We start from the raw sequence: 27,000 nt of genomic DNA on the forward strand, positions 1-27,000 counted from the left end.
ATTTATCGAACAACCATCACTTTGGTTACTTTACTTTCCGTACCATCTTCACTTGCAATTAACACTAAATATACACCTGAAGCAACTTTGTGTCGCCCAAAAGCTTTTAAATCCCACAGTAATGTACCGCCTTCAGCAGTAGCTTCATACACTAAATTCCCTTCAATATCAGTAATTTTCACAACTGCATTGTTGGTCAAACCAGCAATAGATAAGTTTCCATTAAATCCAGGTCGCACAGGGTTTGGAAATACATATACATTTTCTAAAGTTTCTTTTGGCGCTGTCGCTGTTCCCTGAAACGAAACAATTCCTTTTGTAGTTCCCATATATACACGTCCTGATTCTGAATCTATTTCAATATCAGTTACGTTATTGCTAGGTAATGGCGAGTTGTCTTTTGTAAAATGCGCTAATGTTTCTGTAGCATCTGGCGACATGTAGAATACTCCTGATGCCGAAGTTCCAATCCATTTATTGTTAGATCCATCTACCTCAACATCAGTTATTTGTTGCTGAAACAATAATTCTTTTGGCACACCATCTTCTTCTACAATAATGATTTCGTTTGTTTGTGGATTACTATCATTAAAAATATTATCTGCACCAAAATAGACACGAATTCCATTGGCGGTTCCAATCCATAAATTTCCTGTTTTATCTACTGCTAACGCTGTTACAGATGTAGATGGCAAATTACCGGCATCTTCTTCAGCCATTGAAATAAAACGTGAACCTTGACTACGTGTTTCATCAAAAGCTAACACTCCATGTGACTGTGTCGCAATAAATTTTATTCCGTTATCTGTAATTTCTAATTTAGATAACCCTAGTTCATCATTCAGTGCATTTCCAATAATCTCAGAGACAGAAAAAGATTCCCATTGACCACTACTTCTAAATACTTTAACACCATTTTCAATTCTAGACGTTAAAACCCATAAGTCACCATTGTTATCATATTTAGTATCTCCAACTCGAATATCAATGTATGTCGGCACTCCAATATCTAATGATTCTAAACCACTATTTGTTGTGTTTAAAATATTTACAGGTACATTATCTTCAATTTGAAGAATTCCTGAGAAAAATGAACTTATGAATACTTGACTCGTATTGGAAGGATTCACTGTTACATTCACTAAACTTTTAGCATCAAACTCTTCCGTATATGGAATATTTGTCCATGACATATCTTGTAAATGACTCACACCTCTACTGTCTAGTGGATATGGGTTGAAACTTGTATCATAATCTCCATAAACAACCCATAACTCATTTGGTATTGCTTTTAATGCAAATGTGTTGTTTAGTAAAGGACCATCAGGTAATATTTGATTTACAGTCATCGACACTGGAAAATTAGTTTCTAACATTCCCTCCATTTCTGTACCTAAGTATATATTGTTGTTAAGAATTAACGAAGAATTGAATTCAATACCTGGATAATCTTCTAAACTATCCACTTCTAATACTTCTACAAGCTGATTGTCATATACATGAACCTTTGTATCATTTACAACTGTCATATACGAGTCATTCACTTTTAAATCTTCTAATGCTGTTTCGTATTGTGATATTTGTGTTTCTATGGCAAAGTTAGTTCCATTGTATTTGTAGAGTCTTTTATTTAGACTTACCGCATATAAATCTTGTCCAAAAACAGTAATTCCCATCCAATTAGAGCCTATTACTAATTCCCATTGTTCAAAATCAATTAAGTTATCAGCACTAACCATTGCTCTATAAATACCTGAATCTGTTGCCGCATAGATATATTCATCAAGGATTGTGGTTTGCCTTACTTCTATCTGGCTACCATTTGGCCCTATAAAATACGTATCTCCAAATTCTAATGCATTTAAATCGTAAAGTGAGATACCAAAATTTGTAGAAATGTAAAGAATATTATTGTATTCAAGAATATGATTTAATTTCTTTCTATTTGGCGGAATTGTTGGTTTGTTTACAATATCCACCACTTTTCGTACTTGTTTTGTATCTTCAAAATATACTTCAATCAGTCCATTTTCATATCCAAGAATATATTTTTGAGCAACTTCACTAAAGTATGCTGTACTAATTGTTTCTCCTGAGAGTCCATTTATCGTTGATACTTTTCCAATTTCATTGGATTGCAAATCATACGTAAAGAATGCATTTTCAGAAGCTGCATATATTTTTTCGGAACTAAATGATATGTCAATTACATTGTTATATGAATAGTGTCCTTGCCAAGAATTTTCAAAAGATTGTCCATTTACTGAGATGTAACAAAGCAGTAATAACAAATACAAACTTCTTTTCATTATTGTTTATTTTATTGATTCTGGTTGATGAAACATACTTTTTTGCAGGTGATATGTTTCATGTATTTAGAATATTTCACCAAATATATTTAATAATAACGTAAATGAATTGCTTATCATATATTATTGTAACAAAAAAAAGCTTCCTATAGACAGGAAGCTTTTTTATTTTATTAAGTTTTAATGATTGTAATTACACAACTCCTTGTGCAATCATGGCATCAGCTACTTTTACAAAACCTGCAATATTTGCACCTTTTACGTAGTCAATATATCCGTTTTCATCAGTACCGTATTCTTCACACGCTTGGTGAATATCGATCATAATTTGTTTCAATTTAGCATCAACTTCTTCACGTGTCCAGTTATAACGCAATGAATTTTGAGTCATTTCTAAACCTGAAGTTGCTACTCCACCAGCATTTGATGCTTTTCCTGGCGCAAATAATATTTTTGCTTCATGGAATGCTTCAATAGCTTCTGGTGTTGAAGGCATGTTTGCTCCTTCACTTACACAAACACATCCGTTTGCGATAAGTACTTTAGCTTCATCTCCGTTTAATTCGTTTTGCGTAGCACATGGTAATGCAATATCACATTTTACATTCCAAGGTCTTTCACCTTTGTGGAATGTTGCAGAAGGATATTGATTTACATATTCATGAATTCTACCTCTTTTTACATTCTTTAATTCCATAATGAATGCTAATTTATCGGCATCAATTCCGTCAGCATCATGAATGTGTCCAGAAGAATCGGACATTGTTACTACTTTCCCTCCTAATTCAGTTGCTTTCTCTGCTGCATATTGCGCAACATTTCCAGAACCAGAAATTACGACTGTTTTTCCTTTAAAAGAAGTATTTTGTGTTCCTAACATACTTTGTGCAAAGTATACGTTTCCATATCCTGTTGCTTCTGGGCGAATTAATGATCCTCCCCAAGTGATTCCTTTTCCTGTCAATACTCCTGTGAATTCATTTCTCAGTTTCTTGTACATTCCAAACATGTATCCAATTTCACGTCCACCAACTCCGATATCTCCCGCAGGAACATCAGTGTTTGCTCCAATATGTCTGAATAATTCCGACATAAAAGCTTGACAGAAACGCATAATTTCTATATCAGACTTTCCTTTTGGATTAAAATCTGATCCTCCTTTTCCACCACCCATAGGTAATGTTGTTAGACTATTTTTAAATACTTGCTCAAAAGCTAAGAATTTAAGGATACTTAAATTTACACTTGGGTGAAAGCGTAATCCACCTTTATAAGGTCCGATAGCAGAATTCATTTCAATTCTGTATCCACGGTTTACTTGTGTTTCTCCACTATCATCTACCCAAGGAACTCTGAACATTAAAACACGCTCAGGCTCTACCATTCTTTCAAGTATTTTTGTTCCGTTATATTTATCTTTTCCTTCAATATAAGGGATTACAGCTTCGGCAACTTCCTGAACTGCTTGTAGAAATTCAGCTTCATGACCGTTTGTCTGCTTTACCAAGTCTAAAAAGTCTTTTATTTTTGCTTCCATAAACGAAGTTTAATTAACATATTATTATTAATATCATTATTTGACCGTACAAATATACATTTTATTAAAAAATAACACTCTTTTTTTTATAATTTGATAATACGAATACGTTTTCGCATTATATGACGTTATTTACGTAAATACCTTACATCTATTATTAATAAAGAATAGTTAATACACTTTTTATTTTTTTGTTTTAAGGGTTTTTATATATTTGCTGAGAAGCCTCAAAAAATCTTGGTTAGACCATGCTTAAAAAAATCTATCCTGTTTTCCTATTGTTAGTGTTGACTTTTGTCAGCACGGCCAATGCCCAATTCGGATTTTCTCACGAAATAGGGTTTGTTGTAGGACCCAATGCGTTCCAGTCTGATTACGGGGAACGTAGTGATTTTGAGACGAATATAGGTAACGTCGGTCTCGAATTCGGAATTGTACACTACCTTAACTTCTCGTATCGCGCCGAATGTAACTGTTTTACTAGATACACTTATTTTAATGATCATTTTAAAGTTAGGAATGAATTAACGTATACAACTGTAAAACTAGAACACTTTGGAAGGTATGTCGGTGATGACAAAGTTTCTTTAGTTGCTGACCAATTACGAGCAATGCACGGAAGTACACGTGTATTAAATTTAGGAACACAATTGGAATATTTTCCAAGAAGTATTCGTGAATTTGAAAGTGGTGGTTATTTATTAGCTCCATATGTAGCTTTAGGTGTTCAGTATAATTATTTTACACCTTCAGTAGAATCAGACTTAGGACGACTTACTGATCCTGGAGTTTTACCCGTAAAGTATCAAGATGCATTTTTAAATGAATCTGGATCAACTTGGTCTGTTGTTGCAAGTTTTGGAACACGTTATAAATTTACAGAAACATCAGATTTATTATTAGATTTCCGTTGGAGGTATTATTTCTCTAACTGGGTTGATGGATTAAATCCTGATGAAAACTTATATCCTGAGAATAAAGCAAACGATTGGGGATTCATTATTAATGTTGGATACATTTATTATTTGAATTTCTAAACGAAACTATATAAATTAAAAAAAGGCATTCTGTACAGAATGCCTTTTTTTATAGCTACCGTTCTTGAAGTTTTTACTTCTTGTCTTTTTTCTTGATAAAAAAGAAACAAAAAATTAAACTTCTATTTATATACTGAAAAATTTCTCAATACTCACCTCTAAATACTAATTTACTTTTCTAACGCTTGTGCTAAATCCGCAATTAAATCTTCAATATCCTCAATACCAACACTTAATCTAATTAAAGAATCTACAACACCCGTTTTTTCTCTTTCGACTTTCGGAATACTTGCATGCGTCATACTTGCTGGATGTCCGGCTAACGATTCTACACCACCAAGTGATTCTGCCAATGTAAATATCTTTAAATTTTCTACAATTTTAACCGCTTGTTCATACTTATTTCCTTTGGCTACAAACGAAATCATTCCTCCAAAGTCGTCCATTTGTTTTTTTGCAATGTCATGATTTGGATGTGATGAAAAACCTGGCCAATATACTTTTTCGACTTTTGGATGTTGTGCTAAATATTCTGCAACAGCTTTTCCATTTTCACAATGACGCTGCATACGAACATGTAATGTTTTTATTCCTCTTAATGCTAAGAAACTATCCATTGGTCCACAAATGGCGCCACTTGCATTTTGAATAAAATATAGTTTATCTGCAATTTCTTTGTCTTTCACAATCAAAGCGCCCATTACTAAATCACTATGTCCACCAATATATTTAGTTACCGAATGCATTACAATGTCTGCTCCTAAATCTAAAGGTCTTTGCAAATATGGTGTTGCAAACGTATTATCAACTGCTAACATGACATTGTGCTTTTTTGCTACGATGGCTGTTGCTTCAATATCAATAATATTCATCATTGGATTCGTTGGTGTTTCTACCCAAATTAGCTTTGTGTTTTCATTTATATACGATTCAATATTTGATGCATTTTGCATTCCTATAAAGTGAAACTTGATTCCAAATCCTTCAAATATCTTTGTAAATAGTCGGTATGTTCCTCCGTATAAATCACTTGTAGAAATTACTTCATCTCCTGGTTGCAAAAGTTTCATAATTGCGTCAATTGCCGCCAAACCTGATCCAAATGCCAAACCATACGTTCCGTTTTCAATACTTGCCAATCCATTTTCTAACGCAGTACGTGTAGGATTGTGCGTTCGTGAATATTCATAACCTTTATGTCCGCCAGGCGTACTTTGCGCATAGGTTGACGTTTGATATATTGGCGGCATTACAGCTCCATACGCTTTGTCGGGCTTTTGCCCACCATGTATCGTTTTTGTATTAAACTTCATGTATTTTCTTCTTTTAACTGATACAAATTTAACGTTGAATTTATTGAATTCTAGATTATAAATGTACCTTTATGAATACTTAATTTTTAGTCGAAATGATTCATAAAAATAACAATTCTATCATATATCTTCTTAGTTTATTCATACTAATTAGCACACAAGTTTTTGCTCAAAATTTTACAAAGCAAGATACGTTACGTGGATCAATTACACCTGAACGCGCTTGGTGGGATTTGACACATTACCATTTAGATATTGAAGTAAAACCAACAGATGAAACAATTTCGGGAAGTAACACAATTCAATATAAAGTAATTTCTTCCAATAAAAAGACGCTTCAGGTTGATTTACAAAAACCTTTAAAAATAACCAAAGCAGTTCAGAATGGTGCTGAATTAGAAGTTACACATGATGGAAATGCGCACTATATTCATCTCGCGGAAGCGCAACAATTAGGAAAAATATATAGTGTAAAAGTTTTTTACGAAGGGAAACCTAAAGTTGCAAAACGTCCACCTTGGGATGGCGGCATTACGTGGAAGAAAGATGAAAATGGATTGCCTTTTATTGCTTCTTCTTGCCAAGGACTCGGCGCAAGCGTTTGGTGGCCATGTAAAGATCATATGTATGATGAAGTTGATAGCATGAAGATTAGCGTAACCGTTCCGAAGAATTTAATGAATGTATCTAATGGACGCTTAGTTAAGGTTGAAGAACGAGATGATAAAACCAAAACATATCATTGGAATGTACTAAATCCGATTAATAATTATGGTGTAAATATTAATATTGGCGATTATGTTCACTTTGGCGAAAAACACAAAGGTGAAAATGGTGTTTTAGATATGGATTATTATGTATTGCGCGATAATTTAGCGAAAGCAAAAGAACAGTTTAAAGATGCCAAACGTACGCTAGAAGCTTTTGAGCATTGGTTTGGACCGTATCCGTTTTATGAAGATAGTTATAAACTAGTGGAAGCGCCATATTTGGGTATGGAACATCAAAGTTCAGTAACATATGGAAATGGTTATAAAAACGGTTATAGAGGTTTTGATTTGAGTAGGACAGGCTGGGGAATGAAGTTTGACTTTATTATTGTGCACGAATCTGGGCATGAATGGTTTGCGAATAATATTACCAATATTGACATTGCTGACATGTGGATTCATGAGAGTTTCACAGCCTATTCAGAGAATTTGTTTTTAGACTATTTTTATGGAACAGCAGCAAGTGCCGAATATGTAATTGGTACGCGTAGAAGCATTCAAAATGACAAACCTATTATTGGAATTTATAATGTAAATCATGAAGGTTCGGGCGATATGTATTATAAAGGCGCAAATATGCTGCATATGATTCGTCAACTCATCAATGATGATGTGAAATGGCGCAGTATTTTACGTGGATTGAACAAGGATTTTTATCATCAAACGGTAACTACTGAACAGATTGAAAACTACATGAGTGAAAAGTCAGGCATTGATTTGTCTGCTGTATTTGACCAATATTTACGAGCGACAGACATTCCTATTTTATCATATACAATTGAAGGTGATGTTTTAAAATATCGCTGGCGAAATTGCATTGATCATTTTAACATGAAGGTGAAAATAATCATTAATGAAAAAGAAGTATGGTTATTTCCAACAACTTCTTGGAATACAAAAGCAATAGCTAACGAAGCTACTTCTATAGAAATTGACAAGAATTTTTATGTGAAAATTGAACGCAATTAATTTAGATTATTGGACTCCTTAGATTGTTAGATATACTTTGCTTTTGGAATGTTAGTGTTTTTCACAACGCAAATTTAGAACTAACCCAGACATATATCTTCTTTTCGTTTTCTTTGCTTTCCCAAAGAAAAGAAACAAAAGAAAGGGAATTTTTCCAGAGGTATTTCTAGTTTTTTCTGAAAAACTAGAACCACAATAGTTTTCCTAAATTTTTTCCAAGGCTTCAAAAATTTTTAACGGAAAACAATTGTTATACTACGGAAAAACTAAAATGAGCTTTTCAATTCAACATTTATAATAATAATTTAACTCATTTCAACTAATTACATATTAGAATTAAATGTTGCTAACAAAGTCTGCAAATACTTTTTTATGTAGTTCTAAGTCCATGTTTGGAGAAAGTGCTACACGCGCAATATAATCTTTGTCACCTTCTTTCGTCGTTCCTTGTGTTGACGTTGCAGGAATTGTCCAATAACAACCTTTTAGCTGTCCGTAACTCACACAATACTTGCTTTCATTCGGAATTTCGGTAATCATTAAATTAATTAATTTATGATTTAATGCTCTTTTATACGCTTCTCTTTCTTCGTCTGTATTTCCTTTCGTAGGAAGATCTAATGAAAAAACAGAAGGCGTAAATCCTTGTGCTGCTAATTCTTCAGAAACAAAATTGATTTTCGCTGCTGGCAATGTTTCCTTAATGAAGTTTACAAATTTGCGTGTGTTTTGATACGCGTCAATAACTCGTTGCTTCATAGAAGGCAATTGCTTTGCTAATATTTCATATTGAAGCGCTGTTGCTTCATTATCACAAAGTTTTAGATGCATTTCTATTTTTTCCATCAAAGCTGCCGATTTTTCGTTTCCAACACAGTATCCAGCAGTACATAAACCACCACTTGGAAATTTTGATCCGCTTGAAAATGAAATTGCACGAACCGTAGAAAGTATTTCGTTTTCACCTAAGAAATATACATTAGGACAAAATGTTTGATCTAAAATAAAAACGGGATCAATTGCTTTTTTACCATTTTTCGTAGTACGTTCTTTCGTTAACACATTTTTTAATTGTATCAAATCTGGAACCTCAACTCTTGGGTTTGTTGGAATTTCAGCAATAATGTAAGGAACAGCATCTTCTGCTGCAATTTTTTCTAAAACGACATCAATACTTTGAACCATATCATTTCCGCCATCAACTGCTAAATCTACAACCTCAACATTATCAATACATGCAGCAACACGTCTTGATTGGTCATTTGTTCCACCATAACAATTTGGAGGCACAATAAGTTTGATATCTTTTCCTTTATGATTTTCTACAGCATCATGAATGAATCCCATTAAAATAGCATATTGGATAGATAATCCGCTAGAAGCAACTAACCCTTTTGTGTTTGTTCCAGTGATTTGATTGACTAAATCCAACACACGTTTTTTGTTAGTTTCTACAGTACTTTCATCTGTATTTTCAGATGGTTTTCCCGTGAGAATGTGTAACGCTGCAAAACAATTTGCTGGTGTCATTGCAATAGACTCTCTTCTTCTTACATGCTGTATTTCAGAAATATAACTTTCATCTTGATTTTTATTTGCAAGTAAAACACTTCCCAATTGCGAATGCACATTTAAAGAAAAGTCAATCGTTGAAGTATGTGAAAAATTGCAAATATCATCTTGTTGTGAAATGAAGATTGTACTACCATCAAAAGCTGAAACAGCTGAAGCATTTTCAACCTTTTTTAATTCAAATTTATATCCATACACATTCTTTAATGTATCAGCATCAAAGAAATCTGGCAATGAATCTGTATAAATGATTTGTGTATTTTTATTGTCAAATAAGTTTTTTCTTAAGACAGCTAAAATAGGAGTTGTACTCGATGAAAAACTTATTATATTTTCTGGTTTCAGGTTATATAATTTTGCAATTCCCCATTCTAACACGCAAGATAAAGGATGTCCTAATCGAATATAATCAAAAGCAGTCGGTAATTCATTGAGTACTGATGCTTCATAATTATTGTTCGTATATAAAACTTCAAACTGTTCTAAAAATTCAGTTTTAGCCAATTTTTCATTGTAAATATCTAATCTATGCGTTGTTAGATTTAACCAACTCGCTGGTGTATTTTGTAATACATCCTTTATATAGTTTACTACTTTATTGTCTAGCATAATTTCTCCTTTAAAAAGCACGGCAAGATACAGTATTTAGATTTTTTTTTGAATTTTATAAGACGTTTTGTTAGCAGATTCCTAACATATATTACACTGGTTTTTAAACAAGCGGATTCTGTAAGTGCATACTACTTCTATTTATTCTGCCTTTTCATAGGCTTCTTTTATCCACTCAAGGAGTTCGGAGTTTACTTCTTCTATTGAACTTAGCCTGACTCTATGTGTACACATTGCTCCAAATGGTCCAGAATTTTCAAGTCGCTCTGTCAATTCTTTCCCTTTTAGTTTTAGTCCTAAATCAATACGTGTTTTTGTTGCAGGTTTTATTAACACAAATTGTTTTTTTCTAATAAAGCTCACACTACTTTTTTTAGGTGTAACCGTAATATCATTCCCTAAAACACTAATTTTTGAAAGAAGCATGTCATAGATTGGTTTCAACTGTTCTTTTCCTTTGTATTGAGTTGTTAATAGTTCAGCATCATCTATGGAACCTGCATCAGATTCTCTTGCTTTATGCGATACAAAATTTGCAAAACCATACGTAAAGTTGTGCTCAGATTTTAAAAAATCAATGATGGCTTTGTGTTTTTCAATCTTGGATTCTTTTACAATTTTTATCCAATGTTCAAGTGATTTTCCTGTTTTTTCTAGTAGTCCTTTTTCCATTTGTATATATTTTACCAAGCACCTAATATAGCGCCCATTGTTGTTAATGCTATTGTACAATATCCTGCATTTATTAAAAATGCTTTTAATGATCTCATCTCAAATAAGTACAAAATTCCTAACATGGTACTTACCCAACCAATTCCGGCCATAAAACCTGCCATTGTTCCAAATATTAAATCCGCAGTTGCTCCAATAAACAACTCTAACACTAATGCGGCAATAAATGATAAAAGTAAGGAAAGTCCAAAAACTTTGAACATACTTCTTTTTTGTAAAGTTTCTTCTGTAAAACCAAATTCAGTCATCCAACTTTTTCCGAAAATCGGACCATACCAAATTCCACCTATTAAAAATGCTGAAATTGAGCTCACAATTACTGATAACCAATTAATGTTTTGAAATGCTGTTTCTAAATCCATATGTAATTATTTTATGATTAGATTACAATACTACTTCAATATGAATTTTTAGGATAGTAAAAAATTAACCTTCCCGATCTAGAGGAAAGAAATTTGATTCGTCATTATGAAAACCTTGTTGGATAAATTTTTGCGGATTGATTCCTGAAAAGTGTTTAAATTCTTTTATAAAGTGCGATTGGTCAGCATATTCACATTGATACGCAACTTGTGACCATTCTATTTTTTCAGATTTATGAATTTGTTGTAGAATTTCATTAAATCGTAAAATTCTTTGATAATATTTAGGCGTTAAACCAATATATTTTTTGAATTGATCTATTAGATGTTTTTGTGTTTTAGAATAGTTTTCAATAATCTTACTGTAGTTAGAAACAGATGTTGTTTGCAATTTTTCTAAAACATTTAATAATTCTGTAGAAGGAACCTTCTCTTGATCAAATTTATTTGTGAGCCATTTTTCAGCAACTTGAAACTTTTCTATTGATGCTTCTTTTGCTAAAATGTCTGTTCTTAATTCGAGTATTTCATTTCCAAATATTTTTTCTGCAGGAAGTATTTTTTCATTCAATTCGTGAATTGGAAAGTGAAAAAATGGATATCCGCCAAATGGTTTGAACTGAATGACAAACATTTCTGATTTTTTATGTGCAGAAATTGAAATGTGATTTTTATGCATTCCCGAAATCCAAACCTTCGTAAATGTATTGTTTGGTTTTAGTGTACTATTGTCAAAAGTGTTTCGTGTAAAACCATCTAATTCAAAAATTATGAAGATATGACCTGTTGGAACAACTCGCTCAATGGAATGATCAGGAACGAAGTCTTTAAAATGAAATATAGACTCAATATATGTACCTAACGTTCCTTTTAGTTCGTGCGTTTCAAATATCATTGGTTTTCTTTTTTAGCTACAAGCTATGCTTGCCTTTCATATAATTTAATCCTTTTTCAATTTTTTTACCAATTTCCCAACTGTTAACCCTTGAATAAGAATTGAAAATATCACAACAACGTACGTTATTACTAAGAATAAATCACGGTGCATTTCGGCTGTTAATCCTAATGCAAGTGCAATGGAAATTCCTCCACGCAATCCGCCCCAAGTCATAATTAAGTTGGTATTTGGCACAAAATCGAGTTTCTTTTTAAAGAAATTAATTGGCAATAATAACGACATGTATCTGCATAATAATACAATCGGAATTGCTAATAATCCTGCAACTATATATTTCATTTCAAACGCAATCACTAACATTTCCATTCCAATCAACACAAACAAAATAGTGTTTAGCAGAATATCAATCAATTCCCAAAACTTGTCTACATAGGTTTCTGTAACTCTTGACATTGCTGTTCCGCGTACGGTATCGTTTCCTACAATTAATCCGGCAGTAACGACGGCTAATGGTGCAGAAACATGAATTTCATGAGCAATAGCGGTTCCGCCCATAACTGCAGCCAATGTAATAATGACTTCAATATCGTAATCGTCAATTGATTTTAATAATCTGTAGGTGATCCAACCGAGTAAAGCTCCTAAGGCAATTCCTCCAAAAACTTCCAAACCAAATAACTTTACAACATCTAGTACTTCTACATTTCCCGAACCAGAAGATGCAATTTGAAATATCGTCAAGAAAATAACAACACCAACACCATCATTAAATAGTGATTCGCCCACAATTTTGACTTCTAATTTTTTGGGAACACCAGCTTTTTTCAAGATTCCTAAAACGGCTATTGGATCTGTTGGCGAAATCAATGCTCCAAATAACAAACAATAGATAAAGTTTACTTCTAAACCTGTAAGTATTAATACATAATACATCACAATTCCGACCAAAAATGTAGAAACCAAGACACCTAAAGTTGCAAAAACTAATACAGGCCAACGTTGTACTTTGAGCTGTTCAAAATTGGTATGCAATGCACCTGCAAAGAGCAGAAAACTCAGCATAATATCGAGCAATACGGTTCTAAAATCTATTTGTGTAATGATGTATTTTTCAGCATTTAGTAATGTAGCATCAAAATAACTCAATCCAAATACGGCAAGCGTAAATACAATGGTAATCAGCATTAAACCAATTGTATTAGGAAGTTTTAAAAAGCGAACATTGATATATCCAAAAGCTGCCGCTAAAAAAACAAGTATTGTAATAATTAAAAAATAGTCCATAAGTTTAGATTGCTTTTCTGAGTGCTAATATATACCCTAAATGTATACCTTCGTGAAAATTATTGAATTCTGTTGCTTCTTGTAAATTTGTCAAAGTTACTCCTAAACTTACAGTATATTCATTGTAGACTTTAAAAATTCCTGCTGCTATATCTTTTTCTGTTTGAATTAGTAAACTTTCCAGCAAACCACTGAATTCATCAACTTCTGCCTGCGTTACATTTCCTTCCGGTTTTGTTTTGTTTCTATACTTTGACACCATTTCTTCCGAAACATGAATTGGCAAACCTGATAATTTGTAAATTAATAATTGTTGCGTCACAATAATATGTGCAATATTCCAAATGATATTATTGGAAAATCCTTCTGGAATTTTGTTTAAATCATCTAAAGATATTTCTGTTAAAAATCGTTTTAAGATGATTCTATTTTTATATGCAATGCTATTCGTAAAATTCATTTGGTATATTTTGCTTAAAAGTATCAATTTTTAGGCGAAAAGAATTTTCTTTGTATAAGTTTTACGACTAAATGTAGATGAACCTCTTTTTTTAAATTTGAACCTGTGAAGAAAATATATCATTTAAAGACATGTAACACGTGTCAACGAATCATTAAAGACATTCAACCAACTTCTGATTTTGTATTACAAGGAATTAAAGAAGAAGGAATTACCGTGAAACAACTCGAAGAAATGCATGCACTTTCGGGAAGTTATGAAGCGTTGTTTAGCAAACGTGCTCAGTTGTACAAAAAAATGGATTTGAAAAATCAGGAATTAAGCGAAAAAGACTACAAACAATATATTTTAGAACATTATACCTTTTTAAAACGTCCTGTTATTATTGTTGAAGATCAAATTTTCATTGGAAATTCCGCCAAAACCGTAGCTGCTGCTAAAGAAGCGATTTCGTAATCATGTCTAAAAAAACCTTTGCTTTTGTTGCTGCCTTTATGGTTCAAGTGTTTTATGGCATTACATTTACATTTGCTTCTGATGTAATAAAAGGTGGCTACGTAAAACCCTTTGGATTTATATTGTTGCGTGTTGCTGGCGCTGGTGTATTATTTTGGATATTTAGTCTGTTTGCACCAAAAGAAAAGATTGATCGGAAAGATTACTTCACTTTCTTTTTAGCTTCAGTTTTCGGAATTGCAGTCAACATGCTATGCTTTTTCAAAGGATTTGAATATACAACACCAATTCATGCTTCTGTGATTATGGTTGTTGTCCCAATTATTGTATTGATATTATCTGCTATTTTTTTAAAAGAAAAAGTAATTCCCACCAAAATTATTGGAATTGTTTTAGGACTCTCAGGCGCAGTTGTACTTAGCCTTTACGGGAAACCTACTGAAAACTCCGCAAACATTCCTTTGGGGAATTTACTCGTATTTATCAATGCAGTATCCTATAGTATCTACATCATTATTATTAAAAAGTTAACAGCTAAATATCATCCTTTTACATTTATAAAATGGTTGTTTTTGTTTGGAACAATCCTTGTTTTCCCATTTGGCTTCTCTCAATTAGAAGCTGTTGATTGGTCTATTTTTACACCTTATGTCTTTTTTGAAGTTGCATTTGTAATAATTGGTGCCACTTTTGCGACGTATTTATTAAATCCGTTGGCATTGCGCGAATTAAAAGCTTCTACAGTAACAACTTTTTTATACCTTCAACCTGTTATTGCAGGAATTTTTGCAGTTCTTGTAGGTAGTGATTCCCTAGATTTTATTAAAATTGTAGCGGCTACGTTGATTTTCGCAGGAGTATACCTCGTTACATTGAACAAAGCCAAAGTTAAATCATGAGTAAAACAAAGCCTCTTTTTTATAATGGTGTAAACGATATTCCCAAAGAGTATTGGGAACAACTAGACTGTTTATCCAATACATATTATACACCCGAATTTTTACGAGCATACGAAGTTGCAAATGACGATATCGTGTTTCGGTATATTGTAATTGTAAACGACAAAAAAGAAGCTGTTGCTTTTGCATCTACACAAGTAGTGACAATTCCGATAAAAACGATCACGAAAAACATCAAAATTTCAGAACGACTTAAAAAAGGTATCAATAGTTTATTTTGCAATAACATGCCAAAAATCATGTTTTGTGGAAATGTGTTTTTGAGTGGTGAATACGGTACTTTTATCAAAAAAGGTGAAGATACAAACGCCTTGTTTCACGAATTAGTTTCAGCGTTAAAAACGTTGATGAAACAAACAAAGAAGTTGCATGCTGTGTTTGTAAAAGATTTTAAAGAAACGTCACTTCCATTAACCGATCAATTAAAGGATTATCATTATTCACCGATGAAGGTTGAGCCAAATATGATTATCACTCTAAAACCTGAATGGAAATCGTTTGATGATTATAAAAGTGCTCTCAAATCTAAATATCGTGTAAAAGCCAATAAAGCTGATAGTAAGAGTGAAAATCTTATCGCAAAAGAGTTTACCTATAAACAGATTGAGCAATATAAAGGTGAGCTACAAGCCTTGTATGAGAATACTATTGCCAATGCGAATTTCAATGCGCAAATTCTCGATTTGAACACCTATATGGTACTCAAAAAAACGCATGGCGATCAGTTTATTGTAAAAGGTTATTTTTTAGAAGATAAATTGGTTGGATTCTTATCTGCCATGGTAAATCGGAAAAATTTAGACGCGCATTTTATTGGTCTAGACTATTCACTGAATAAAGATTGTGCTATTTATCCCCGTATTTTAAATGATTATGTCCGTTTGGGAATTCAGCATCAAGCAACACGTATCAATTTAGGAAGAACTGCTTCTGAAATTAAGAGCACGCTTGGCGCGAAACCACAGGATTTGACTTGCTACATTCGTCACAAAAGACCTTTCATAAACAGTTTAATGAAACCTTTTATCAAAAATATTAAGATTAAAGATTTTAAAGAGCATAAGCCTTTTAAGAAGTAATTTAGACTTGACTAGATCATTAAATTTCTAGACTGATTTAGATTGTGTCACATTGAGTGCTGTCGAAATGTTAGATCATTTTTATCAAATTGAACTTTATTCAATAAGGTGGAAAATTTTCAAAGTTTCAATTGTCATTTCTGCGAATGCAGGAATCCACTAGGAATAAAAGTAGATTACGCAACAAGTGCGGAATGACAACAAGCAATCATTTAAACTTGTTTAGGTTTCTGATTTTCATTTCGTTCTATTAAAAACTTTTCTTATTCCTAAATATTCACACCTTATGGTGTTTTCTCAAAATTCACTTTATTACTTTATCATCTTTGACCTGAAAGCGAAAACAAGCATATTCGATTTAGTAGCTACAAAATTGTTTTTCTTTATTAAGGCGTCATCCGAAAAGCCACAAAAAATAGAGTAGGAGATAATTTAAATATATATATCATGGCACACGCAACAGCAACACATTCAAACGGGATTTGTACTATAACTCTACCATCAAATTCGTCTAATATGGTTTTAATGCCTAAAACAAGTGGTAACGCTCAATGGATAAATTATTGCTTATGGCAAGATGTTGATAGCACTAAATCTCTTGGTGAGTGGTCTGCTCAGAGAGAAAATATGGACGTCGTTTCTAATCCATATGATTTGATTAATAGCACAACCAAGCATGGAACTATAACTAAAAACACCAACCCTTCGATCACTGGAATTAAAACAACCAGTTTAACTTTTACTCATAAAACAGATTCAGAAGCTTCTGCAAAACCAGATAAATTAAAAGTTAATGTAATACCTGCAGGTGACAACATAACTGTAATTACAATTTTTGCAGAAGATACAGGAGATAATAATTATTTAGATTTTCAGATGATAATAACTATCACAGATAAGTAAAATTATAGTACTACTTGGTAGTTAGATGTAAAGTTTCCTTCGTAAACTATTAATTTGAAGGAAACTTTACATTATAAAAATTCTTTAAAGAATATAATCTGTACTAACGAAGTTTGAAGCTCTAGTTTTTAGTAATTCGTTTAAAATTTCATTGTTATACTCGTTGTCTTTTGAAGCAACAAATGTTCTAATTGAAAATGAACGCAATGCATCATGAACACTTAAAGTTGCTACCGCAGAATCTTTTCGTCCCGTAAACGGATATACATCTGGTCCACGTTGACATGAACTGTTTAAGTTTACACGACAAACCAAGTTTACCAACGTATCAATTAACGGCGCTAAGGTGTTGATATCTTTTCCAAACAAACTCACTTGTTGTCCATAATTTGAAGCTGCCATATCATCCAAAGGTTCCTCAATATCTGAAAACGGAATCACCGGAATTACTGGTCCAAATTGTTCTTCTTCATATACACGCATATTTTTGGTCACAGGATATAAAACTGCTGGGAAAATATAATTATCAGTAGTTTCTCCACCTTTTGCATTTAAGATTTTTGCTCCTTTTTCTGCGGCATCATCAATCAATTCTTGAATATATGCAGGTTTATCTGGCTCAGGCAAAGGCGTTAATTTTGCACCATCTTCCCAAGGATTTCCAAATTGTAACCCATCTACTTTTTCAGAAAAACGCTTGTTAAATTCATCAACAATATCCTCATGAACATACAATACTTTTAGTGCCGTACAACGTTGACCATTAAAAGAAGTTGTTCCAGCAATACATTCGCTAATCGCCAAATCTAAATCGGCATCTTTCAATACAATAGCTGGATTTTTAGCTTCCAAACCTAATACCATTCGCAAACGATTACTTTTTGGATGTACACTTTGTAATGCATTTGCAGATTTACTGTTTCCAATCAAAGCCAACACATCAACGCGTCCATCTTTCATAATTGGTGTAGCAATTGTTCTTCCACGTCCGTAGATAATATTTACAACACCTTTTGGGAAACTATTTTGAAATGCTTCTAGTAATGGTGATAATAGTAAAACACCAAACTTTGCAGGTTTAAAAATTGCCGTATTTCCCATGATTAACGCAGGAATTAACAAAGCAAATGTTTCGTTTAATGGATAATTATAAGGTCCAAGACATAGAATTACTCCAAGCGGTCCACGACGAATGTGCGCATTGACACCTGCATTTTTTTCGAACTTTGCAGAATCTCTGTCCATTTGCGTATAATCTTCAATAGTATCATAGATATAATCTACAGTTCTATCGAATTCTTTTTCAGAATCTGCTAGGTTTTTACCTATTTCCCACATTAACAATTTTACAACTTCAGCACGCTTGGTTTTCATTTGTGTCACAAATTTTTCCATGCAAGCAATTCTGTCAACAACTTTCATTGTTGGCCATAAACCTTGTCCTTTGTTATACGCAGCTACGGCAGAATCCAAAGCTTCTAACGCTTCTGTTTCTCCTAAAGTCGGAATGGTTCCAAGTAATGTTGGTTGATAGTTTTCTGTGGAAGAAATGGTAGAATATACTTCAGATGTTTGTCCTTTCCATTCTTTTAATTTACCATCTACTAAATATGTATTTTGAGTTATTGTCTCTTTAATTTGATACTGTTCGGGAATTTTCATAATGTGTTTAATTTAAACTAAAAATTGAAATAAATCGGGTTTATCATTTAGGTAGTCGCCATAAAAGTTCCTTAATTTCATTTTAGTAATCAATGCTTCTAATTCATCAGCATTTTTTAATTGCAATCCTACGACTGCAGCACCGTTTTCACGATTGGTTTTTTTTGTATATTCAAAATGTGTAATATCGTCTGTTGGACCTAAAATCTCTGCTACAAATTCGCGCAAAGCTCCAGCACGTTGTGGAAATTTGATAATGAAATAATGCTTTAAATTTGCATGTAACAATGCACGTTCTTTGATTTCGGCAGTTCGTGTAATATCATTATTACTTCCACTTACAACACACACTACATTTTTATCTTTAATTTCATCTTTATATTGCGATAATGCACTTATACTTAATGCTCCAGCAGGCTCAACTACAATTGCTTGTCTGTTGTATAAATCTAGAATCGTTTGACAAACACTGCCTTCATCAACCGTAATCATATCGTGTAAATTTTCTTTACAGATTGCAAAATTTAGATCTCCAACGCGCTTTACAGCTGCACCATCAACAAAGTTTTCAATGTTTTTTAAAGTTGTATTTCTCTCTTTTTGAATTGATGTTGACATAGAAGGTGCCCCTTTTGGTTCTACACCAATAATTTTTGTGTTAGGAGATAACATTTTAAAGACAGAAGATAATCCTGCCGATAATCCACCGCCGCCAACAGGTACAAAAACATAGTCTATCAGGTTTTCAAATTGATTTAGAATTTCCAATCCAATGGTAGCTTGTCCTTCAATGACTTTTTCATCATTAAATGGATGAATAAACGTTTTGTTTAAACGTTCTGATTCTTTCATTGCAGCATGATATGCATCATCAAAAGTATCACCAATTAATACAACCTCAACATATTCTTCGCCAAACATTTTCACTTGTTCAATCTTTTGATTTGGCGTTGGAGTCGGCATAAATATTGTGCCTTTTATTTGTAATAATTTACAGGACAAAGCCACACCTTGCGCATGATTTCCAGCACTTGCACAAACGATTTCATTTTCTATTTGTCTGGCTGTCAACGAAGCAATTTTATTGTACGCACCACGAATTTTGTACGAACGTACTTGTTGCAAATCTTCTCGTTTTAAGTATAGATTACAATTCCACTGTTTTGAATAGTAATCATTATAACTCAAAGGCGTTACTGAAGCAATGCCTTTGAGTGTTTTTGCAGCTGTTTTAATTGCTGCTAACGTTGGAGCGTATGTAGTTGTGGTTGTTTGCAAAATGTTTTAATTAAGTTTTCAAAACTATTCTCGATACAATTTTTATCTTCTTGACGTTGTCAATCTTATAAAAACCACTCGAATTGACGTTTGCACTATTATTATTTATCTTTAAATATCAAAGTCTCACTTCGAGTGAAATTCTGGAAGAATTTAGTATCGAGAAGTCCTTTGATACTGATATTTTTTTGATTTATGCCGTGACTGGTTTTTCATTTTTAACAATCGTTTTAATCGTTTTCATTGCCGTCATTGCTGCTCTAAGTCGTTTTCCAACTGCTTCAATTGGATGATTTCTTATCGAATCATTCACAGCAATTAAATCTAGATTGTCAACTCCATTTGAATTCGAAAATGATTTTCCTATCACTTCCGTAGAAACGGTTTTCATAAAATCTACTAGTAACGGTTTGCAAGCATGATCAAATAAGTAACAACCGTATTCTGCTGTATCAGAAATTACTCGATTCATTTCAAATAATTTTTTTCGTGCAATTGTATTTGCAATTAATGGCAATTCGTGCAACGATTCGTAATACGCAGAATCTTCAATGATTCCCGCACTTACCATCGTTTCAAATGCTAACTCAACACCCGATTTTACAAAAGCAACCAATAACACACCATGATCAAAATATTCTTGTTCTGAGATGTGATCTGACGTTAATGCTGTTTTTTCAAAAGCAGTTTCGCCTGTTGCTGCACGCCATTTTAATAAGTTTTTATCATCATTTGCCCAATCTTCCATCATAGTTTTAGAGAAATGTCCTGAAATAATATCGTCCATGTGTTTCTCAAATAATGGTTTCATGATCGTTTTTAATTCTTCAGAAAGTTCAAAAGCTTTCAATTTTGCAGGATTTGACAAACGATCCATCATATTGGTAATTCCACCATGTTTCAAGGCTTCTGTAATTGTTTCCCAACCTAATTGAATGAGTTTAGCAGCATAGTTTGCATCAATTCCGTCAGCGACCATTTTATCAAAAGCCAAAATAGAACCTGTTTGTAACACACCACACAAAATAGTTTGTTCGCCCATTAAATCACTTTTCACTTCCGCAATAAAAGAAGATTCCAAAACACCTGCTTTGTGTCCGCCAGTTGCAACAGCATACGCTTTAGCTTGCGCCCAACCTTTGTTTTCTGGATCATTTTCTGGATGCACTGCAATTAGCGTTGGTACACCAAAACCACGTTTGTATTCTTCACGAACTTCCGTTCCTGGACATTTTGGCGCCACCATAATTACGGTAATATCTTCACGAATTTGTGTACCTTCTTCTACAATATTGAAACCATGCGAATAGCTTAAAGTTGCTCCTTTTTTCATTAAAGGCATTACAGCTTTTACAACGTTTGTATGCTGCTTGTCTGGTGTAAGATTTAATACTAAATCTGCCGTTGGAATTAAGTTATTATAGGTTCCAACTTTGAAACCATGTGACGTTGCATTTAGGTATGAATTGCGTTCTTCATCAATGGCAGCTTGACGCAATGCGTACGAGATATCCAATCCTGAATCGCGCATATTTAATCCTTGATTCAAACCTTGAGCTCCACAACCAACAATTACAATTTTCTTTCCTTTTAATGTGCTTACACCATCTTCAAATTCTGAAGCATTCATAAATCTACATTGTGCTAATTGTGCTAGTTGTTCTCTTAACGATAGTGTATTAAAGTAATTTGACATGATTTCTTTTTTTAGTTGTTGAATGCTTTAAGCATTTTTGATATTTTCATTTCTTCTTTAGAAACTGCAATACGTCCTGAACGTGTAAATTGCATAATTCCAAAGACGTTTAATTCTCGGTGTAGTAGCTCGATTTCTTCCTTTCGTCCTGATTTTTCTATAACGAAGAATTGTTTGTTTACCGTAACAATTCGCGCATTGCTATCTTTGATAATATTTTGAATTTGACGTTCATCAAACAATAAATCCGATTTCATTTTAAAAATGCAAGATTCTTGATAGATGATTTCTTCTTCTGTGTGATAATACGCTTTGATGACTTCAACCTGTTTTTCAATTTGACCAATGATTTTTTTGACTTTTTCTTCGGTCATAATTACCACAATGGTAAATCTAGAAACACCTTCAATTTCTGAAACAGAGATGTTCATGCTTTCAATATTGATGTGTCTTCGTTGGAATATTGCTGAAATTCTATTCAACAATCCGATGTTATTTTCGGTATAAACCGAAACCGTAAATTGCTTGCTTTCTTGTTCCATATTTTTAAAAGATTATAGAATCTAGATACTAGAATATAGACTTGTTTTGAGTACTAAGAATCCTCTTTTTTCAAAACGTCAATTCGAGTGATTTTTTCATATTTTTTTAAATGAAAAAATTGTATCGAGAATAACTTGTATAGTATTCTTTTTCTAGATGCTTTCCTTTTATTTTTAAATTATACTAACTCAATCTTATATCAGAAACCGATGCTCCTGTTGGAATCATTGGAAATACGTTATCTTCTTTTTCTACACAAACTTCCAAGAAATATGCTTCTTTGCTCGCCATCATTTCGGCAACAGCTTCCGCTAATTCTTCTCGTTTGGTTACACGTCGTGCATTTATATAATATCCTTTTGCAATCGCTACAAAATCTGGATTTGTCATCTCGGTAGATGCATATCTTTTGTCAAAAAATAGTTGTTGCCATTGACGTACCATTCCCAGAAAATCATTGTTGAGTACCACAATTTTCACGGCTGCTTTTTGTTGAAATATGGTTCCTAATTCTTGAATTGTCATTTGGTAACCACCATCACCAGAAATTGAAACAACTTCACGTTCTGGCGCTGCCATTTTTGCACCAATTGCAGCTGGCAATCCAAATCCCATTGTTCCTAATCCACCAGAAGTAATGTTACTTTTTGTTTGATTGAATTTTGCATAACGACAAGCAATCATTTGGTGTTGACCAACATCAGAAACAATTGCTGCTTCACCTTTACTTTCTATGTTTATTTGATGTAATACTTCTCCCATTGTCAATCCTTCTTTCGTTGGATGCAAATCATGTTTGATGACTTTTTCATATTCAATAGCATATAAATCTTTGAATTTCTGATGCCATTCTGAATGTGAGTTTTTGTTGATTAATGGTAAAATTGCTTCTAAACTTGCTTTTGCATCACCAAGAACGGCTACATCTGTTTTTACATTTTTATCAATTTCTGCAGGGTCAATTTCAAAGTGAATCACTTTCGCTTGTTTAGCATATGTTGCTAAGTTTCCTGTTACTCGATCGTCAAAACGCATTCCGATAGCAATCAACAGATCGCATTCATTCGTTAATACATTTGGCGCATAGTTTCCGTGCATTCCAACCATTCCAACATTTAACGGATGTTCCGTAGGAATTGCAGAAGCACCTAAAATTGTCCATGCAGAAGGAATTCCTGCTTTTTCAATAAAGGCTTTAAATTCAGCTTCAGCTTCACCTAAAATGATACCTTGTCCCCAAACTACGAATGGTTTTTTGGCAGTATTAATTAGTTCAGCCGCAGCTTTTAAAGAATTTTTATCCGTTTCAGGCACTGCTTTGTAACTACGAACGCCTGTACATTTTTCATATGAAAAATCAAATTCTTCAAATTGCGCATCTTTCGTTATATCAATCAAAACTGGACCTGGACGACCACTTTTAGCAATGTAAAATGCTTTCGCCATGACTTCTGGTATTTCAGAAGCTTTTGTAATTTGATGATTCCATTTGGTTACTGGCGTAGAGATTCCAACAATGTCAGTTTCTTGAAAAGCATCACTTCCCAATAAGTGTGAAGCTACTTGTCCCGTAATACAAACCATTGGTGTAGAATCGATTTGCGCATCTGCTATTCCTGTAACTAAATTCGTTGCGCCTGGACCTGATGTTGCAATAGCAACACCAACTTTCCCAGAGATTCTTGCATATCCTTGTGCTGAATGTGTCGCGCCTTGTTCATGACGTGTCAATACATGATGAATTTGATCTTGATATTTGTATAATTCGTCATATACAGGCATAATTGCACCACCTGGATATCCGTAAAGTATATCTACGCCTTCTGCAAGTAAGCAACGTACAATTGCTTCGCTTCCAGAGATACGCGTTGTTGTTTGAACTGTATTTTGAGTCTTTTGTATGGTTTTTGTTTCCATAATGTTATTGTTTTTTTTGCCGATTCACTTTCTGTATATCGATGTTTGGATTCCTGCCTGCGCAGGAATGACAAAAGAGTTCTAACTAGAACTCGTCAGTAACGCAACCTTTGGATGCGGATGAAACTGTTTTTGCATATTTGTATAATACACCACGTTCAAATTTGAGTTCTGGTGCTTTCCATTGTTTTCTACGTTCTTGTAGTTCTTCTTCAAATACTTCTAATTGAATTGAGTTCGTTTCAGCATCAATTGTAATGATATCTCCATCTTTTACTAAGGCAAGTGTTCCGCCTTCTTGTGCTTCTGGTGTAATGTGTCCGACGACAAAACCATGTGTTCCTCCAGAAAAACGTCCATCTGTGATTAATGCGACATCTTTTCCTAAACCTGCGCCCATAATTGCAGCAGTTGGTTTTAGCATTTCTGGCATTCCTGGACCGCCTTTTGGTCCTTCATAGCGAATGACGACTACATCGCCTTTTTCTACTTTTCCATCACGGATTCCGTCATTTGCTTCGTATTCACCTTCGAATACTTTTGCTTTTCCTGAGAATGTTAGTCCTTCTTTTCCTGTGATTTTTGCCACACTTCCGTCACTTGCTAAGTTTCCGTATAGCATACGTAAGTGTCCAGATATTTTGATTGGGTTTTCAATTGGTTTTATTACATCTTGACCAGCTGTTAGATCGTCAACATCTAATAAGTTTTCAGCAATCGTTTTTCCTGTTACAGTCATACAATCGCCATGAATTAATCCTTTTTTTAGTAGATATTTTAATACTGCAGGAATTCCGCCAACAGCATGTACATCTTCCATTAAGTATTTTCCACTTGGTTTTAAGTCTGCTAGGAATGGAGTTGTGTCACTTATTTCTTGAAAGTCTTTGAGTGTGAAATCGATTTGTGCAGCTCTCGCAATTGCCAAGAAGTGTAGTACCGCATTTGTTGATCCACCAAGAATCGTTACCAAACGAACTGCATTTTCTAATGATTTTCGCGTGATAATGTCTGATGGTTTGATGTCTTTTTCAAGTAAAACACGCATTGCTTCACCAGCTGCAATTGATTCTTGTTGTTTTGCATCACTCAACGCAGGATTTGATGAGTTGAATGGCAGTGTCATTCCCAACGCTTCTATTGCAGAAGCCATTGTGTTTGCAGTGTACATTCCGCCACAAGCGCCAGCTCCAGGACATGCTTTTTCAACAATGTTTTGGTATTCTGTTTCGCCCATGGTTCCAGCAACTTTGCTTCCCCAAGCTTCAAACGCAGAAACCACATCGAGTTTTTTTCCATTGTGACAACCAGAATCAATTGTTCCGCCATACACTAAAATACTTGGGCGATTTAAACGAATCATTGCCATTAATGCACCAGGCATATTTTTGTCACAACCAACAACCGTTATTAACCCATCATAACTCATGGCTTGCACAACCGTTTCCATAGAATCGGCAATGATATCTCGTGAAGGCAACGAGTAACGCATTCCAGGTGTTCCCATGGAGATTCCGTCACTTACACCAATCGTATTGAATATAAGTCCAATAACGTCTTCATTTTTTGTTCCTTGTTTTGCCAGTTTTGCTAAATCATTTAGGTGCATGTTACACGGATTTCCTTCGTAACCTGTACTTGCAATTCCAATGATTGGTTTAAAAAAGTCTTCTTTTGTCAATCCAATAGCATGCAACATAGCTTGTGCTGCAGGTTGTGTAGGATCTTGTGTGACTGTTTTGCTGTATTTATTTAAATTGTTCATCCTGCTTTTGATAAATTTTTTGTGCGTTCACAAAGCACTTCTTGCTTGTATAGTTTCATTAGTTTGTAACCAAGAGATGATTCCCACGAAAGTGGAAATTTATATGCATCTAATGATTGTAAACCAACAACTTCAGCGGCAGTTCCTGTAAAGAATGCGCTGTCTGCTTGTTTTAATTCTTGTAATGTGAATTCTTTTTCTTCTATTGAGAAACCTTCTTCTTTACATATTTCTATAATGGTTGAACGTGTAATTCCTGCCATGATATGTCCGCGTTTTGGCGTGTAGAGTTTTCCATCTTTTTCCATGAATATATTTGCGCCAGAACATTCTGCTACATTTCCATTCATGTCTAATAATAAAGCTTCATCATATCCTGCATTTTTAGCTTCATTTGTTGATAAAATAGAGTTTATGTAATGACCTGTTACTTTTGCTTCTACAAAACATGATTTTGGATTTGGGCGTTCAAAACGAGATGTTTTTACTTTTAGTAATTTATCTCCCATATATTTTCCCCATTCCCAACATTGAATCGTTAGAAACGATTCTTCAGCGGTTTGTAAACTCATGTTCGCTCCAGTTGTCAAAATTGGTCGAATGTAAGCGTCTTGCAAGTTGTTTTTTTCTAATAGCTTGTATGTGATGTCAACGAATTCTTCAATGGAATAGTTACATGGAATTCCCATGACCTCAGCGCCATATTGTAAGCGTTTGTAATGTTCTTCTGCTTTAAAGACTTTTGCTCCAAATTTAGTTTTGTATGCTCTTATGCCTTCAAAAACACCATTACCGTAGTGTAATGCCTGACTGTATAAGTCTCCAGTTGCTTTTTCTGGATGTATGTAAGTACCATTGTGATAGATGATACTTTCGTCTGTGTAATACAT

22 protein-coding genes are annotated in these 27,000 nt (G+C 33.7%); 6 read left to right on the forward strand and 16 right to left on the reverse strand.

The window, feature by feature from the left end; genetic code table 11:
- Positions 1 to 2: 2 nt before the first annotated feature.
- Both porZ and gdhA read right to left on the reverse strand, forming a co-directional pair.
- Complete coding sequence (porZ, locus tag ACUUYC_RS06100; RefSeq protein ID WP_474264627.1) at positions 3 to 2,309, reverse strand: type IX secretion system anionic LPS delivery protein PorZ; 2,307 nt, start codon at positions 2,307 to 2,309, stop codon at positions 3 to 5.
- Between the two features lie 193 nt (positions 2,310 to 2,502).
- Positions 2,503 to 3,846 (reverse strand): NADP-specific glutamate dehydrogenase, encoded by a 1,344-nt coding sequence (gene gdhA / locus ACUUYC_RS06105; protein WP_474264629.1) that lies wholly within the window; start codon positions 3,844 to 3,846, stop codon positions 2,503 to 2,505.
- 248 nt (positions 3,847 to 4,094) lie between these two features.
- Between gdhA and ACUUYC_RS06110 the strand changes: the two genes are divergently transcribed.
- Positions 4,095 to 4,883 carry a THC0290_0291 family protein gene (locus ACUUYC_RS06110; RefSeq protein ID WP_474264631.1) on the forward strand — a complete coding sequence of 263 codons (789 nt, stop codon included), beginning with the start codon at positions 4,095 to 4,097 and terminating at the stop codon, positions 4,881 to 4,883.
- 170 nt (positions 4,884 to 5,053) lie between these two features.
- Here the strand turns inward: ACUUYC_RS06110 and ACUUYC_RS06115 are convergent, their stop codons facing one another.
- On the reverse strand, positions 5,054 to 6,196 hold the full coding sequence (locus ACUUYC_RS06115; RefSeq protein ID WP_474264633.1) for a cystathionine gamma-synthase: 1,143 nt from the start codon (positions 6,194 to 6,196) through the stop codon (positions 5,054 to 5,056).
- Positions 6,197 to 6,291: 95 nt separating this feature from the next.
- Here ACUUYC_RS06115 and ACUUYC_RS06120 point away from each other — a divergent pair, with 95 nt between their 5' ends.
- Entirely contained in the window at positions 6,292 to 7,935 is a 1,644-nt protein-coding gene (locus ACUUYC_RS06120) for a M1 family metallopeptidase (RefSeq protein WP_474264635.1), read from the forward strand.
- A 336-nt stretch (positions 7,936 to 8,271) separates the two neighbouring features.
- Here the strand turns inward: ACUUYC_RS06120 and ACUUYC_RS06125 are convergent, their stop codons facing one another.
- The 6 genes from ACUUYC_RS06125 to ACUUYC_RS06150 form a co-directional block, all read right to left on the reverse strand.
- Entirely contained in the window at positions 8,272 to 10,116 is a 1,845-nt protein-coding gene (locus ACUUYC_RS06125) for a PLP-dependent aminotransferase family protein (RefSeq protein WP_474264637.1), read from the reverse strand.
- Between the two features lie 141 nt (positions 10,117 to 10,257).
- Positions 10,258 to 10,788 carry a DUF5655 domain-containing protein gene (locus ACUUYC_RS06130; RefSeq protein WP_474264639.1) on the reverse strand — a complete coding sequence of 177 codons (531 nt, stop codon included), beginning with the start codon at positions 10,786 to 10,788 and terminating at the stop codon, positions 10,258 to 10,260.
- Between the two features lie 11 nt (positions 10,789 to 10,799).
- Positions 10,800 to 11,210 carry a DUF1761 domain-containing protein gene (locus tag ACUUYC_RS06135; RefSeq protein ID WP_474264641.1) on the reverse strand — a complete coding sequence of 137 codons (411 nt, stop codon included), beginning with the start codon at positions 11,208 to 11,210 and terminating at the stop codon, positions 10,800 to 10,802.
- Positions 11,211 to 11,274: 64 nt separating this feature from the next.
- Positions 11,275 to 12,105, reverse strand: coding sequence for a DUF6597 domain-containing transcriptional factor (locus tag ACUUYC_RS06140; protein ID WP_474264642.1), 831 nt, complete (start codon positions 12,103 to 12,105; stop codon positions 11,275 to 11,277).
- Between the two features lie 45 nt (positions 12,106 to 12,150).
- A complete protein-coding gene (locus tag ACUUYC_RS06145) occupies positions 12,151 to 13,392 on the reverse strand; it encodes a cation:proton antiporter (protein WP_474264644.1) in 1,242 nt (413 codons plus the stop codon).
- Positions 13,393 to 13,396: 4 nt separating this feature from the next.
- Complete coding sequence (locus ACUUYC_RS06150; protein WP_474264646.1) at positions 13,397 to 13,852, reverse strand: DinB family protein; 456 nt, start codon at positions 13,850 to 13,852, stop codon at positions 13,397 to 13,399.
- Between the two features lie 105 nt (positions 13,853 to 13,957).
- Here ACUUYC_RS06150 and ACUUYC_RS06155 point away from each other — a divergent pair, with 105 nt between their 5' ends.
- From ACUUYC_RS06155 to ACUUYC_RS06170, 4 genes are all read left to right on the forward strand, one after another.
- Entirely contained in the window at positions 13,958 to 14,308 is a 351-nt protein-coding gene (locus ACUUYC_RS06155; protein ID WP_474264648.1) for an arsenate reductase family protein, read from the forward strand.
- A gap of 2 nt (positions 14,309 to 14,310) precedes the next feature.
- Complete coding sequence (locus tag ACUUYC_RS06160; protein ID WP_474264650.1) at positions 14,311 to 15,207, forward strand: DMT family transporter; 897 nt, start codon at positions 14,311 to 14,313, stop codon at positions 15,205 to 15,207.
- Positions 15,204 to 16,346 (forward strand): hypothetical protein, encoded by a 1,143-nt coding sequence (locus ACUUYC_RS06165; RefSeq protein ID WP_474264653.1) that lies wholly within the window; start codon positions 15,204 to 15,206, stop codon positions 16,344 to 16,346. The genes ACUUYC_RS06160 and ACUUYC_RS06165 overlap by 4 nt, the downstream gene beginning before the upstream one ends.
- A gap of 447 nt (positions 16,347 to 16,793) precedes the next feature.
- Positions 16,794 to 17,249, forward strand: a complete 456-nt coding sequence (locus ACUUYC_RS06170; protein WP_474264655.1) for a hypothetical protein — start codon at positions 16,794 to 16,796, stop codon at positions 17,247 to 17,249.
- An 84-nt stretch (positions 17,250 to 17,333) separates the two neighbouring features.
- Here the strand turns inward: ACUUYC_RS06170 and ACUUYC_RS06175 are convergent, their stop codons facing one another.
- The 7 genes from ACUUYC_RS06175 to ACUUYC_RS06205 form a co-directional block, all read right to left on the reverse strand.
- A complete protein-coding gene (locus ACUUYC_RS06175; protein WP_474264657.1) occupies positions 17,334 to 18,911 on the reverse strand; it encodes an NADP-dependent glyceraldehyde-3-phosphate dehydrogenase in 1,578 nt (525 codons plus the stop codon).
- A 12-nt stretch (positions 18,912 to 18,923) separates the two neighbouring features.
- Entirely contained in the window at positions 18,924 to 20,189 is a 1,266-nt protein-coding gene (gene ilvA / locus ACUUYC_RS06180) for a threonine ammonia-lyase IlvA (protein WP_474264659.1), read from the reverse strand.
- Between the two features lie 193 nt (positions 20,190 to 20,382).
- Positions 20,383 to 21,885 (reverse strand): ketol-acid reductoisomerase, encoded by a 1,503-nt coding sequence (gene ilvC, locus ACUUYC_RS06185; protein ID WP_474264661.1) that lies wholly within the window; start codon positions 21,883 to 21,885, stop codon positions 20,383 to 20,385.
- Positions 21,886 to 21,896: 11 nt separating this feature from the next.
- Positions 21,897 to 22,427, reverse strand: coding sequence for an acetolactate synthase small subunit (gene ilvN / locus ACUUYC_RS06190; protein ID WP_474264663.1), 531 nt, complete (start codon positions 22,425 to 22,427; stop codon positions 21,897 to 21,899).
- Positions 22,428 to 22,611: 184 nt separating this feature from the next.
- Positions 22,612 to 24,345, reverse strand: a complete 1,734-nt coding sequence (gene ilvB / locus ACUUYC_RS06195; RefSeq protein ID WP_474264665.1) for a biosynthetic-type acetolactate synthase large subunit — start codon at positions 24,343 to 24,345, stop codon at positions 22,612 to 22,614.
- Between the two features lie 85 nt (positions 24,346 to 24,430).
- Complete coding sequence (gene ilvD / locus ACUUYC_RS06200; protein ID WP_474264667.1) at positions 24,431 to 26,110, reverse strand: dihydroxy-acid dehydratase; 1,680 nt, start codon at positions 26,108 to 26,110, stop codon at positions 24,431 to 24,433.
- Positions 26,107 to 27,000, reverse strand: a complete 894-nt coding sequence (locus tag ACUUYC_RS06205; RefSeq protein ID WP_474264669.1) for a branched-chain amino acid transaminase — start codon at positions 26,998 to 27,000, stop codon at positions 26,107 to 26,109. The genes ilvD and ACUUYC_RS06205 overlap by 4 nt, the downstream gene beginning before the upstream one ends.

It is taken from the genome of Kordia sp. E, from assembly GCF_056033805.1.

Coding starts and splice junctions, on each gene's coding strand:
- ilvB (WP_474264665.1), bottom strand. CDS start 24,345: ATGGAAACAAAAACCATACAAAAGACTCAAAATACAGTTCAAACAACA.
- ilvD (WP_474264667.1), bottom strand. CDS start 26,110: ATGAACAATTTAAATAAATACAGCAAAACAGTCACACAAGATCCTACA.
- ACUUYC_RS06160 (WP_474264650.1), top strand. CDS start 14,311: ATGTCTAAAAAAACCTTTGCTTTTGTTGCTGCCTTTATGGTTCAAGTG.
- porZ (WP_474264627.1), bottom strand. CDS start 2,309: ATGAAAAGAAGTTTGTATTTGTTATTACTGCTTTGTTACATCTCAGTA.
- ACUUYC_RS06110 (WP_474264631.1), top strand. CDS start 4,095: ATGCTTAAAAAAATCTATCCTGTTTTCCTATTGTTAGTGTTGACTTTT.
- ACUUYC_RS06120 (WP_474264635.1), top strand. CDS start 6,292: ATGATTCATAAAAATAACAATTCTATCATATATCTTCTTAGTTTATTC.
- ACUUYC_RS06125 (WP_474264637.1), bottom strand. CDS start 10,116: ATGCTAGACAATAAAGTAGTAAACTATATAAAGGATGTATTACAAAAT.
- ACUUYC_RS06135 (WP_474264641.1), bottom strand. CDS start 11,210: ATGGATTTAGAAACAGCATTTCAAAACATTAATTGGTTATCAGTAATT.
- ACUUYC_RS06170 (WP_474264655.1), top strand. CDS start 16,794: ATGGCACACGCAACAGCAACACATTCAAACGGGATTTGTACTATAACT.
- ACUUYC_RS06205 (WP_474264669.1), bottom strand. CDS start 27,000: ATGTATTACACAGACGAAAGTATCATCTATCACAATGGTACTTACATA.
- ACUUYC_RS06130 (WP_474264639.1), bottom strand. CDS start 10,788: ATGGAAAAAGGACTACTAGAAAAAACAGGAAAATCACTTGAACATTGG.
- gdhA (WP_474264629.1), bottom strand. CDS start 3,846: ATGGAAGCAAAAATAAAAGACTTTTTAGACTTGGTAAAGCAGACAAAC.
- ACUUYC_RS06115 (WP_474264633.1), bottom strand. CDS start 6,196: ATGAAGTTTAATACAAAAACGATACATGGTGGGCAAAAGCCCGACAAA.
- ACUUYC_RS06140 (WP_474264642.1), bottom strand. CDS start 12,105: ATGATATTTGAAACGCACGAACTAAAAGGAACGTTAGGTACATATATT.
- ACUUYC_RS06150 (WP_474264646.1), bottom strand. CDS start 13,852: ATGAATTTTACGAATAGCATTGCATATAAAAATAGAATCATCTTAAAA.
- ilvN (WP_474264663.1), bottom strand. CDS start 22,427: ATGGAACAAGAAAGCAAGCAATTTACGGTTTCGGTTTATACCGAAAAT.
- ilvC (WP_474264661.1), bottom strand. CDS start 21,885: ATGTCAAATTACTTTAATACACTATCGTTAAGAGAACAACTAGCACAA.
- ACUUYC_RS06145 (WP_474264644.1), bottom strand. CDS start 13,392: ATGGACTATTTTTTAATTATTACAATACTTGTTTTTTTAGCGGCAGCT.
- ACUUYC_RS06175 (WP_474264657.1), bottom strand. CDS start 18,911: ATGAAAATTCCCGAACAGTATCAAATTAAAGAGACAATAACTCAAAAT.
- ACUUYC_RS06165 (WP_474264653.1), top strand. CDS start 15,204: ATGAGTAAAACAAAGCCTCTTTTTTATAATGGTGTAAACGATATTCCC.